Origin of the sequence: uncultured Muribaculum sp. (assembly GCF_910583865.1) — a bacterium.
Lineage (GTDB): Bacteria > Bacteroidota > Bacteroidia > Bacteroidales > Muribaculaceae > Muribaculum.
Window position 1 is genome coordinate 1 of sequence record NZ_CAJTYX010000004.1, and the last position, 12,951, is coordinate 12,951.

General features: G+C 51.0%; 6 protein-coding genes. 1 reads left to right on the plus strand and 5 read right to left on the minus strand.

Annotated features, from left to right (window positions below):
* Positions 1-323: 323 nt before the first annotated feature.
* The 5 genes from QZ303_RS01645 to QZ303_RS01665 form a co-directional block, all read right to left on the minus strand.
* Positions 324-1,463, minus strand: a complete 1,140-nt coding sequence (locus QZ303_RS01645) for an aldose epimerase family protein (protein WP_295728202.1) — start codon at positions 1,461-1,463, stop codon at positions 324-326.
* 102 nt (positions 1,464-1,565) lie between these two features.
* Positions 1,566-2,189: a hypothetical protein gene (locus tag QZ303_RS01650; protein ID WP_295728205.1), complete on the minus strand. Its 624-nt coding sequence runs from the start codon at positions 2,187-2,189 to the stop codon at positions 1,566-1,568.
* A gap of 105 nt (positions 2,190-2,294) precedes the next feature.
* A complete protein-coding gene (locus tag QZ303_RS01655; RefSeq protein ID WP_295728208.1) occupies positions 2,295-4,130 on the minus strand; it encodes a glycosyl hydrolase 115 family protein in 1,836 nt (611 codons plus the stop codon).
* A gap of 92 nt (positions 4,131-4,222) precedes the next feature.
* Entirely contained in the window at positions 4,223-5,221 is a 999-nt protein-coding gene (locus QZ303_RS01660; RefSeq protein WP_295728211.1) for a glycoside hydrolase family 43 protein, read from the minus strand.
* A gap of 126 nt (positions 5,222-5,347) precedes the next feature.
* Complete coding sequence (locus QZ303_RS01665; RefSeq protein WP_295728214.1) at positions 5,348-9,859, minus strand: DUF5127 domain-containing protein; 4,512 nt, start codon at positions 9,857-9,859, stop codon at positions 5,348-5,350.
* A gap of 255 nt (positions 9,860-10,114) precedes the next feature.
* Here QZ303_RS01665 and QZ303_RS01670 point away from each other — a divergent pair, with 255 nt between their 5' ends.
* On the plus strand, positions 10,115-12,835 hold the full coding sequence (locus tag QZ303_RS01670) for a hypothetical protein (protein ID WP_295728216.1): 2,721 nt from the start codon (positions 10,115-10,117) through the stop codon (positions 12,833-12,835).
* The last annotated feature ends 116 nt before the right edge of the window (positions 12,836-12,951 follow it).

A 12,951-nucleotide genomic window follows, 5' to 3' on the forward strand; every position in this document is an offset into this window, starting at 1 on the left:
TGTAACCTTCTGATCCGTAGTCAGATGCTCTATTCAGTTGAGCTAGCGAACCGATTAGCTTGTCCGGCTTATACTCTGTCGGGCGGTAGTTCCGCCGCAGGCTTCAAGCCGAGGGGAAACTCTAATCCCCTTTTGCGATTGCAAAGGTAGGGGGTTTGCTTGAATTATCCAAATTTTTGCATTTATTTTTTCCTGAGCGGACACCGACAGGTGATTCAGACAGGTGATTCATTGGCGCGTATGTAATTGATGGTACACCATCTAAAAAACAGTCAGCTTCCGTGGTCGGAGCTGACTGTCGCGTTGTATGGTTGATGGTGCGGTTATTTGGTGGTGAAGTGGAATGTGGTGCTCGTTTCGTATTTCTCACCCGGGTTGAGGCGCACCGAGGGCCACTGAGGTTTGTTGGGACTGTCGGGATAGTGCTGCGTCTCGAGGCAGACTGCGGCGTTACGCTGATATACTATGCCTTTCTTTCCCTTTACGGTGCCGTCAAGGAAGTTGCCGGAGTAGACCTGTATGCCCGGTTCGACGGTGAGCACATCCATCGAAATGCCGGAGGCAGGGGAGTAGAGGTTGGCCACGACACCTTCGGTGGTGGTGTCGAACACGAAATTGTGGTCATACCCCTTGCCGTTGCGGATCTGCTCCGACTGCGATGTTATGCTGTCGCCGATGGCGCGGCCGCCGCGGAAGTCGAAGGGGGTGTTCTCGACGGTTGCGATCTCGCCCGTGGTCATGAATGTGCTGTCGACCGGTGTATAGCCGGAGGCGTTGAGGGTCAGGATATTGTCAAGGATTGATGCGGTCGGGTCACCTCCGAGGTTGAAGTAGCTGTGGTTGGTAAGGTTGATGACGGTAGGCTTGTCGGTGGTAGCCGTATAGTCGATTTTCAGACTGTTGTCGGCGGTCAGTGTGTAGGTTATCTGCGCGTTTACCGTTCCGGGGAATCCGTTGTTGCCGTCAGCATCTTCGAGCGATAGGATCAGTGTGCTGTCGTTGGGCTGCTGTGCATCATAAACCCTGTATTGCCATCCGAGAGTGCCCATATCTGTGCCGCCATGCAGGCAGTGGCCATAGTTGTTCTGAGGCAGCACGGCTGTATCTCCGTCAATGACAAAGCGTCCTTGGTTTATTCGGTTGGCATATCGGCCAATGGCAGCGCCAAAGTCCGTCTGGTTGTTTTCGGGCAGATAATCGTTGATATTGTCAAATCCGAGCACTATGTCGCGCATGTCCCCGTTACGGTCAGGCACCATAAGCGACACTATACGTCCGCCATAATTGGTGATACCGGCCTCAAGGCCGTTGGCGTTGGTCAGAGTGTAAAGGGCGGTTTGCTTGCCGTTTACGATTGTGTCGAATGCGGAGGGGTCGATGCCGGACAAAGTCCGGTTTGTGCTATTGTTACATGACACGATTGTCATCGCCATAGCAAAGGCGGGAATTAAAATCTGTTTCATAATTTATGGGTTCAATAAGGTTGTTTTTATCGATGTTTCCATCAACGAATACCATCTTTTATCGGTCGACAGCATCCGGTAGCGTGATGTGCGGGTGAACAATCATAGCGGATTTGACGGCCCGACATAGGTGGGTTTGAGTCCGCCCCAGTCTACAAGGATACGCTGTACGAGCAGACCCGGGGCACCGCATGTGACCGACAGGCGGTGGTTGCCTGATTTTCTGTCGACAGGGAATGTGGCTTCGCTGATCATCGAGTTGCGTATCACATTGTCTTTCCACTGTCTGGATTGCTCCAAGGGGATGTAGTTGAATATGGCAGGTGAAGCGCCGTCTACTGAAATCCCGAAAGATGTGTCGGCACCTTTGTAGAGCGGAAATCTTGGAACGGTATATAGAATTACCTTTACAGAGTCGGCATCAATGGCCGGAAGCTCGTAGTCGACCCGAAAATCGGTGAGGTCGGCGGCATCGGCGACAGGTTGGGTGACTTCGCCCATCTGAAGCACTTCCCAGTCGAAGCCGAGACCTTTCAGCAGACGTACCGTATGGCGATCGTCGGCTTTGAAGCCTGAAAAAGAGTTGACAGGCACATACAGACAGCTGTCAAGCTGATATTCGGTAATGTCCGGAGTCAGATCGATTTCTTCCGGGGCATCCTGCACAATAGCCACATGGGGCATATCCTGATACAGTGTGCACAAGGCTCGCGGAATACACATCATATGATTCCATTTGCCATCCAATAGGTTGTTGTACTGTCGGGTAAGTTCCTCCAGCCTTCTGAATGCCAGCCGTGATTCTTCACCGGCCCAGTTTGCTTTGCCGAATTAGCCCTCGATGCCGAGCTTGTGGTTGAGCTGGGCCATGAGGAATTTGCGGTTCATCTGTGCCGATCCCATCACAGGGTATCCTATCATCTCGAAAAATGCAGGTTTCAGGTTTTCGGGCAGTTCATCGAATATGCGTAGCGCCATGTCGTATATCGCCATGTAGTCGGCAAGGCGTGACTGTGCGTCGTTGTAGTTGTCAAAGGAATATTCCGTATCTTTCAGGCCGGTGAACTCTGGTGTGTCCCATTGACGTTCCCAACCCATATGCTCCGGTTTCCGGCTCCATGCAAGATGGTAATATTCGTCGAGCATATGCTGGAAATCGGTACGGTATTTCTCTCCGAATATCCCGGACAGGAATTTTGCCTGATAATGGTTGACGTTGTTGTAGTTGAAGCTCTTGAAATCCCATGCCATATCGAAGAAAAACTGGATTGACAGCTCCATAGGTTTGATGTCGCCGACATTGAGCAGCCAGTAACGGTCGGCTCCGGTGTCGTAGGCTTTTTTCATCTCCTCATACATAAGCATGGGGGGTGTGGTGCTTATCCACAGGTAATCGTGCGGGACACCGAGATATGAGATATGGTAATAGACCCCGGAACGTCCACTGCGTTTCTGCTCGTCGGGATTGCTCAGCATCTTCATGTAGCCGTAATTGTCGTCGGGCCATACGAGAGTGATATCCTCGGGCACTTTCATTCCATGCTCATAAATATGCTGCACTTCCTTGTAGGGTACAAGTATCTGGGGTATGGAGTCGATGGGCGAATTTATATGTTTTCCAAGTATCTGACGCTGATCGCTGACGGCATTCTCGAGGAGCTGTACCCTGCGCTCCATGGTGTAATTGCCACGCATCCCTTCATCATGGAGTCCGCGCAATCCCATTGTATATATATTCTCATAGGGTGAGGCTTCCTTGACACGTGCGTCGAGTTTGTTGTAAATAGTTTCCCTGTTTGTTCCGTAATCCCATTCGCCGTCTCTGTCGCCACGCCATTCATAGCTCGAAAGGTTGTTGAACAACAGCGGCTCGCAGTGGGACGTCGTGATAATGATTCCGTACTCGTCTGCCACGATTTTGTTTTCCGGATGGGAATAGAATGTGTGGGAGCAGAGATGCATTGCCGGGGCAAGCATGTTGCATTTGAGCCGGAGCAGAAGTTCGCATACCTTCCGGTAAGTTTTCGGGCCTATGCTTCCGGTCTCCGGCTCATAGTTCTTTGCCGACCATTCATACAGTCCCCAGTCCTCATCGTTGATGAATATGCCACGGTAGCGCACCGACGGGGCTGATGATACATAGTCGGCAGATACATATACTTCATCATGATGCTTTACCGGGACATCCGCCCACCAGTACCATGGCGACACTCCCATCTTTTCACTGAGCGACAATAGTCCATAGGCTGCACCTCTGCGGTCGCTCCCTACGACTACGATGGCTTCTTCACATCCCTTGAACGGTTTCCGTATGTTTTTTACCAGATACTGTTCTGTGCCGCCTGCTAAGGGCGACAGGTCTATCAGGCGTTTTCTGGCAAGTCCTTTGATATGGGCGCTTGCGGTAGTACCGAATATTATGAGTCGCTTCCCGTCCGGTTTTACGATTATAGGCAGCGAATCGCCGGAGACAAGTGTGAAGTCACGGGAGAACATTCCGGCGACTTTGCGTATGAGCTTGTTGTCGTTGTTGTCGATAAGGATTTTGGCATGAGACACAGGCATATGGTCTCCGGTGTTTTCAAATTTCACGCTATATCGGCCTCCGGCCATGATGCCGATTGCCGATGTAAACAGAAATGCAAGAGCAAAAAAACTTCGTTTCATGATAATTATTGAATCCGGGTGCGGATGATGTCATGGTTAAAAGTAAGAGTGTGTTCAACAGAGGCTATCAAACACACTCTTGATCAGTTGTGTTACCGCATGTTGTCTGACGGGGTGTCGTTTTCTGCCAACGATGCGGGTCTGACCGGTCGGGGGCCAACGCTCTCAAACGTTATTTTGACAGGATTGATAGTGCCGTCATCATTAAATGTCATGCGGTCGATACATGTGTGGCGATGGTCACGTCCGGTGTCACCTAAGGGACGACGATGATACACGATATAATATTCATCAGTGTCCGGAACCTGTATTACAGAATGATGGCCGGCGCTTGTGGCAACTGCCGGATCTTCCGAAAGTATCTTGCGTTCGCGCTTGAACGGCCCGACCGGAGTATCAGATATTGCGTAGGCCACCGAATAGTCGGGACCGCCCCAGCCGCCTTCGCTCCACATGAAGTAATATTTCCCGTTGCGTTTGAGCATGAACGGCCCTTCTGTGTAACCTTCGGGAGTGACTTCGCGATAGCATGATCCGTCCTCCCACGGAAGCAGCGCTGTGAAGCTGTCGTTGAGTTTGACCAGATTGCAGTGTCCCCATCCGCCATAGAACATGTACCATGTTCCGTTGTCATGGAACACAAACTGGTCGATTGGCTGTGCGCCGTTGACAATGTCGTTGATCAGCGGTTTGCCGAGCAGGTCTTTGAATGGTCCTTCCGGTTTGTCGGCGACAGCGACTCCGATACCGCCGATTTCACCCTCGTGCACGTCGTTGGCTGAAAAAAACAGATAATACTTACTGTCTTTTTCCACTATGGCAGGTGCCCACATGCACTTTTCCGCCCATTTTACTTCGGCAGTGTCTATTATGGCGTGATGACGGGTCCAGTCGGTCAGATTCTTTGACGAGAAGCAATCGATGAAAGTCTGTTTTTCATATTCATCGCTCCAAGTCGGGTAGATCCAGTATGTGTCACCGAACACCGCGCCTTCGGGATCGGCATACCACCCGGGGAAAACCGGATTCTCGCTCTCGGCATAGTATCCTATGCCGAGGCACAAGGCACATGCCAGCAATATTTTCTTCATATTCATACTTTTGAGTAAATCGAGAGGGCTATATTTAGAGGTGTTTTGAAACAACCTCTTATTGGAAATTCTGTCGTGACCGCAGTTCATCCGCAGCCACGACAGAATCAGTTACAATATGAGAGGTCAGGGTATCATGACCTTATGTGTGGTGCCATCGGCATCTTTAACTATGTTGATTCCGTGGAGAGGCTCTTTGATCCTCATGCCTTGGAGATTATAGTAGACGGGTTCTCCGATGACACCATCAACGAAAGGGACGTTGACGGATGAAAACTCATCGAATACGTTTGTCAGCTTTCCGGCGGCCTCGCGTATTGCAGGTTCGTCAAACTTTATAACCTCACGGTCGTAGGTCATGATGCCGTTTACCTCGGTCTCGACATCGGTGGTCTGGGTATATACCGCAGCTCCGTAGGCCATCTTGTTGCCGTTTTTCTCAAATCCTTTTGCAATCTGCTCGATCTGTCCGGCAAGTTTTACGTAAGCTTCTGTAATAGCCTTTTCGCTCGGATAGGTGTTGTAGGTCTGTGAGTTGCGCTCGAACCACCGATGACCCGGCATGTTGCGTCCAAGACCACCGTACTCACCGAGCACGTATGGACGAGAGGCATCGAATACACCCTCTTCGAGCACGATAGGCTGTCCGTAGGTGTGCTGGTCGACGAACGTGCCCTCTCCGAGGCGATAGTGGTTGCCACCGCTGGCGGGGTTGACGAGACGAGACCAGTCGAGACTCTGTGTGTAGCTTACGATATCGGCGGTCTTGAACTGTCCCCATGCTTCATTGAAGGGTGTCCATACCACGATACAAGGGTGGGAGTAGAACTGGTCGATGATCTCCTTCCATTCGTCGCGGAAGTTCTTTTCAAGAGTGGGATCCTGATTGCACTCGTGGTCGGCATACCATGTGTGGGCTATCCAGTCCTCATGGTTCCGGAAAGTCGAAGGCATGTCCTGCCATACGAGCAGGCCTATGCTGTCACAATGGAAGTACCAGCGGTAAGGTTCTGTTTTCATGTGCTTGCGGATCATGTTGAATCCCCAGTCTTTGGTTTTTTCGATGTCGTAGCGCAGAGCTTCGTCGGTGGGGGCTGTCATGAGACCGTCCGGCCAATACCCCTGGTCGAGCGGACCGAACTGGAACAGGTCCCGGTTGTTGAGTTGCAGACGCCAGAAGCCGTTCTCGTCCTTGCGCGATGAGATTTTGCGCATGGCTGCATAGCTGTCGACTTTATCGGTTACCTTGTCGCCGTCAGTGAGTGTGATTTCCACGCCGTAGAGGAAGGGGCTTTTGGGGCTCCAGAGTTTCGCATTATTTACGTCGAGCGATAGGGTAGTCCGTGGTGTGGCATCAGTTGATTTTGAAGTCACCACATTGTCGCCGTCTTTTAGTGTGACGGTAAGTTTGCCTGAGGGCGTGCTGCTTATTGCAAACTCGAAGTTGAGTTTGCCGTTGTCGATGTCGGGGGTGGTGCGGATCGATGTGATGTGGGCTTTTTCCACCGGCTCCATCCATACTGTCTGCCATATGCCGGATGTCGAGGTGTAGAATATGTCACCGCCGCCATTCGGGTAGCGCCGCTGTTTGCCGACAGGCTGCATGCGCTCGTCGGTGTTGTCGATTACTTGTACATATACTGTTGCCTTGCCATTCTTGATGCGGCTTGTGAGGTCGACTGAGAATGCAGAGTGTCCGCCGGTATGTTTTCCGACCAGGTAACGTCCTGTAGTACCGTTGACATATACGTTTGCCTGATAGTCGACCGCGCCGAAGTTGAGCATGATATTTTTGCCTTCCCATTCGGCGGGTATTGTAATCTCGCGCTTGTACCAAAGCGCTTTACCGGGTTCGAGGGGCCGCATTACGCCTGAGAGGCTTGATTCTATAGCAAAGGGAACGAGGATCTGACCTTCAAAATCCTTTGGGGTCTCGTTCTGACCTACGATAGCGTAGTCCCATAGACCGTTGAGGTTCTGCCAGTCGTCGCGCTTCATTATAGGACGGGGATATTCGGGGAGCACGTTTTCAGGGTCAACCTGTGCCGCCCAACGTGTCTTGATGTGGTTTCCCTTTGGCGCCCATCCGGTTTCAACCTTGTTCGGGGCAATCTTGTCCATAAGTACTTTCATCCATAGACCGCCGAGTACAGAGCGTGCGCTGAAGTTTACATCGCGGCCGGTGTTTGACCAGTAATAGTCGCTCAAGGGTATGCGTGAGGTGGTCTGGTCGGCGTAGTCGTACACGGGATCGGCGAATTTGAGGAATGTCTCTGTGTCGGGAGCCATAGCTGCCGTCCACATGATCCAGTCGGCTTTGGTCTGGAGGTCACGGCAGTCGAGCGGGAGCCCGTAGCGCTGCTGTTTTGTCAGATAGAATTTGATTTCACGGTCGAGGACTTCGGCGGGGAAGATATTGTATCCCCACATTTTGTCCCAGATGAGGTTGTATTTCTGGCTCCAAGTGCCTCTCTTATGGAATTCCATGCGGTAGTGGTCGCCGTCGCGTGCATCGGCCTCCCAAAGGAGAGCCATGTTGCGTGCATAGTTCTGGAAACGTTCTACATCGCGGGGGTTGCCTTGGATATATGGGATCAGTTCGGCATAAGCCGCTACAGCCAGAATGGCTTTTACAGAGAGGTTGGTGTTTTGTTCGCTGGGGCCCTTGAAGTCATCGGTACATAGCTGGTTGCCCGGGTTCTGTCCCTCCTGATAGCAGTAGTTTGCCCACTTGTTAAGTACGTTGCGGTAAGGCTTTAGCCATGTGCCGTCGCCGGTGATGCGGCAGATTGCGTTTGCGAGCAGGATTATGTTGGCTGATTCTTCAAGCGGCATGGTGTCGCCATATACCTGGCCGTTTGCGAGAGGATACTGGCCGAGGTCGTGTGCCGCACAGTTCTTGTCCTTGCGGGCGTCGCTCATCGCGTAGTCGAGGATTGAAAGGACCATGCCTTTCTGTAGCTCGAGGTTGTACATGAGGTAGAGAGGTGATTCCGGGTAAGTGAGGTCTACGGTGTTGACGCAACCGTTTGATTTGTTCTCTTTTGAGAAATACAGTGCCTGCCCCTTGTCGTCCTGGAAGAGTTTGTGGGCACCCATCACGAGACGATAGACACCTGAAAGCAGTTCGGCGTATTTTACATTGCCAGCGGCGAGGCCGTCGTCGTAGATGGTCTTGTCGAGAGCACGGCAGCGCGACATGATGTCGGAGTAGCCCTTGTCAAGCTCTCCGAACGCGTCGAATATGGTCTTGCCGTTGCGTGCGTAGTATGCCTTGTAGTTCTTCTTCATGTATTGCATGTCGTAGACCTCGTCGTAGCCGATCATCATGTAGCTGCGTGCATCCTTGACTTTGCCGAGATCATTGCAGAACGAGAGGGAGGGCATGTTGCTGCTGTTGGTGCTCTTGAACGATGTGCCGGCGGCAGTGTCGACGAGTTTACCTGTTGTGATGAAGCACTCTTCTGTCTCAGGTTGAGAAGCTATCGATATATTACCGTTGACGGCGGGGATATAGAGATAACCCCAGTCGATTGATATAAGGTCGCCGCTTCTGCCAAGCACTTTCTGTTCCTGCGAGCCGGATTTGATGTATCTTACACCGTTTGATGTGATGATGCTTGACTCCGTGGGCTGGTTCATCTCGTTGACGGTGAGCTGTGGGGTAGTACCGATGAAGAACTGTACATCATGCTTTTGCCCGTCGTTCGATTTGACCTGGTATGAGATGTAGTTGATCGGGGTCGAGATAAGGTCGAGGTCGTCGATCAGCAACGGGGCTGTGAATACGACATCGAGATTCACGGGACCGCATTCGAATGTATAGTACGAGCTTGTCGCCATAACGTCGACACCTGTCTGTTTAGCCTGCTTTATGGCATCGGTTTCTTTCAGAAGATTCTCGTAAAGGCCGAAATCGACATATGAACCGCCGTTTGTATTGTGGCAGTGTGCGGCGATCATGTTTTCACCGGCTTTCAGCAGCGCTTTCTGTTGGGCGGAGAGTTTGTGCTGTTCGCCCTGGAGCCAGGTCAATCCGGTGTTGATGACTTTTGTGCCATTGATGTATAGCTCAAAAACGTCGTCGTGCGAATATTTCAGCCAAAGATCCTTTTCGAGGTCGCCGGATGACAGGTTGACGGTGCGCCGTATATATATGTCTTTGTTGTCGCCTGTCCAAGGATTTTTCACGCTCGGATATTCTCCCGGTGTGCCCCAGGCAGCCTCTTCGACCGCCCATGAAGAATCGTTGAAATCGTTGCGGGTCCAGTCGGTGCCGTTTTGCACATCGTAGTTGACTTTTCCTGACCAACCGTCGCCGTCGATGGTCATCGGTGCGATCGGCGAGAGTATATTCTGTTTCTGATGGCCTAAGAATCGGTAGGTCGTGCCGTCGACACGCAGCAGACCGTCGATCGCTTTTTCCTGGAGGCTCCAGTGGGTGGTAGCACCGTCGTTAAGATTATCGTAGTTTGACCATATTGAAAAATAGGGATCATTAATGATAATAGGTACGGACGGCAATCTCAGATCCGATTGTCTGTAGGGAACGAAATCCTCGGCTGTCTGCCCCGAAGCCTGTAGCGACAATGCGCCGGCAACGGCTAAGGTAATGAATGATTTTCCGATTGGTTTCATGTTTTATGGTTAATGATATTAGTAATCTGCACAAATTTACATTTAAGATTTTTTTGGTTAAGAAATATACTGTTCAATTATTTGCAATAACCGTTCTAAGGTGTCGGGTGTGGGGCGGCATGCGGGCATTCTGGTAAGCTATTTCCATTTTTTGAACAGTAATTATCGTTTGTTTGAAAATTTGCGTAATAATTTTGTGGCTGTCAGTAAGACATTTTCTCACCTTAAATAAATTATTAACTAACCTTCTTAATTATGAAAAAAAGAGATTTACTCCTAAGCGCAGGAATCATCTCGGCTTTCACCATGCAGGCACAGTCTCCGTTTACCGGTTCCACTGCTCCCGCCGAAGGCAGTGCTGATTATTATCTCTATCAAGTAGAGAGCGGAAAATGGTTGCAGAGCAATCAGCGTGTTCCCGGTCAATGGACTACCCATGCCCAGCTTGACAAAAACGGTTTTGATGTAGAGGTCATCGCTATTGAAGGCGGTTTCCAGCTAAATCCCAAATTCGGACGTAACCGGAGCATCAACGCCGGTGCCGACCGATTCTATATGGATACCGACAGAAAAGTATCTGTGTGGGGGCTGGAGCCTGTCACTGTTGACGGCATAAGCAACGCTTATAACATCAAGGCTCTTTCGGCTGAAGAGCTTGGCGAACCGTATCTCATCGGAGAGGCCGACGGCGTGCTGAGTGATGCTCCCGTCAACACAACATGGCAGCTTGTGTCACGTCAGGACCGTATCGAATACATGAAGTCTGCTGTGGCTGCCGGTGAGGTTGATGCCACATGGCTTATACCCGGTCAGGATATGGGCAGAAATGACCCGCGCCTCGACCAATGGACTCTTGAATACATCAGCAACGGTTCGAATGCCGGTCTTGACGGTGTTCAGCATAACTCTGTGCGTGAGGTATGGCATAATGCTACAAACTATACCTATTATATAGTACTCTCGGGTCTGCCCAACGGTACGTATAAGATGAACGTCCAGGGTTACTACCGTGACACCGAGGTTGAGAGCCTTGACCTTCACGACCGTATGGCAAATGGCACCGAGGTACAGCGCGCCGAGTATTTCGCCGGGACTGCCACCAAGAAGCTCATGCCGATATCAAAGGATGCCGCCACGGCGCAGGGCGAGGGCTATTCATATAATGTGGAAGAAGCAGGTGTATGGGTTCCCAATAGCCTTAACGATGCCTCTCTTGCATTCCTTGCAGGTAAATATACGAATGATTGGGTTGAAACCGTCGTTACCGACGGCCGACTCATATTGGGTATCATCAAGCGCGAGGCCGATTTCCGAGACTGGCTCGTGTTTGACAACTTCCAGCTCATGTATGTAAGCGCAGAGACTCCTGATCCTGATGTCACCGAGATCAAGACACAGCTCTCCGGTTTGATAGACGAGGCTGAGAAACTCCCGGCAACATCTGCCCTCGTTGCCGCTATCGCCAACGCCAAAGAGCTTGTGGCAAGCACTAATGTCACCGATATCCGTCTCGCCATCTTCAACATGATAAAGTACATCAACGGTGTGAGCAGTGCAAAATCCATAATTGAGGATTTCAATGCCACAAAGGCTATAACCGACCGTGCAGGTGTCAATTCCGACAAGGCCGTCGAGATGTTCAACAATGCCATCACCCGTGATGAATTCGTTGCCGCTCTCCGCGAGCTTCGCTATCAGCGTCGTCTGGCTGTTGCCGAAAAGCAGGCTGATGTATTTGCCGGGAATCCCGTTGCCGCCGGACAGTTCTATCTCTACAACCTTGGCCGTCAGCAGTTCCTCTGCGGTGGTGCCGACTGGGGTGCACACGCGGCTCTCGGTATGCCCGGAACGCTCCTGACTCTTGAGGAGGAAAGTGCCGCCGATATGCTGTATCACATTGAGACCGGTCTTTACAATGGTGACAACAACCATTATCTGAACTCTCGCGGATATATGGATGCCGGCAAGGGTGGACCTTGGAAATTCATCCCCGTTGAAGGCAAGGAAAATGTCTACAATATCGTACAGGGTGATTGGCCCGACGCATATATGGTATGGGATCCCTATGCAAATACCGACGGTGGGAATGGCAATGAGACCACGGTGTCTACGGAGTGCCGTTCGCCCAAGTTTGAAGATGCGAAAGACAACCTAATCGCACAGTGGAAGCTTGTGTCGAAGGCCGACCGTGACGCTCTTATGGAGAAGGCTTCTCTCGAAAACCCTGTTGACGTGACCCACAAGATCGCATGCCCGGGCTTCAACCAGCGCGATAATCTTTCAGCATGGACTCTTACTAACGGCTCGGTATGGGGTCGTGGTGACAATCATAACGATTTCACACTTGAATCCTGGAATTCCGATAGTTTTGACGCAAGCCAGATGATAGAAGGGCTTCCTACCGGTGTATATACTCTCTGGGCTACAGGTTTCTATCGTGACGGACGTCATAATACCACTGATGCGGCTATAGGTCAGCCCGATCTCGAGCAGATCAGCAATGCATACATCTATGCCGGTGCTGAAGGCGAGACTTATCTCCCCAACATCCTTTCTGAGAGCGGTAAAGCTCCAGGTGAAGGCAATACGGTGACAAACAAGGACGGTGTCACATATCATTTCCCCGAAAATTGTGATCAGGCCGCCAACTTCTTCCGTGCAGGTCTTTATAAGACTCATTTCACCACTTCCAAGGGTGATGAAGATCTTGTGATCGGTGCCGGAAAAGAGCAAAAGGGCAATCCCGAGGATTGGGTTGTGGTAGACAACTTCCGCCTGACCTACTACGGTGCTGACACTACTCCCGAGGCAGTAGAGAAGATGCTCAACGAGACCTCTTCGATCGAGGATATCACAGACGCTCCTTCAATGAAGGTTGAGGATAACCGCATCTTTAACTTGCAGGGTATCGAGGTAGTCAACCCCACTGCTCCCGGTATCTACATCCGTAACGGAAAGAAATTTATGGTAAAATAATCATCACCTCTGACAGGAAGAGTGTCTATCTGAAGAGGATAGGCACTCTTCTTCGTTAAGAGGTGTTTTGTAACGACCTCTGAGTCGGGCTATGGCCGTATGTATATATTTTCAGT

Coding starts and splice junctions, on each gene's coding strand:
- QZ303_RS01645 (WP_295728202.1), bottom strand. CDS start 1,463: ATGAAACAGATTTTAATTCCCGCCTTTGCTATGGCGATGACAATCGTG.
- QZ303_RS01660 (WP_295728211.1), bottom strand. CDS start 5,221: ATGAAGAAAATATTGCTGGCATGTGCCTTGTGCCTCGGCATAGGATAC.
- QZ303_RS01665 (WP_295728214.1), bottom strand. CDS start 9,859: ATGAAACCAATCGGAAAATCATTCATTACCTTAGCCGTTGCCGGCGCA.
- QZ303_RS01650 (WP_295728205.1), bottom strand. CDS start 2,189: ATGATGTGTATTCCGCGAGCCTTGTGCACACTGTATCAGGATATGCCC.
- QZ303_RS01655 (WP_295728208.1), bottom strand. CDS start 4,130: ATGAAACGAAGTTTTTTTGCTCTTGCATTTCTGTTTACATCGGCAATC.
- QZ303_RS01670 (WP_295728216.1), top strand. CDS start 10,115: ATGAAAAAAAGAGATTTACTCCTAAGCGCAGGAATCATCTCGGCTTTC.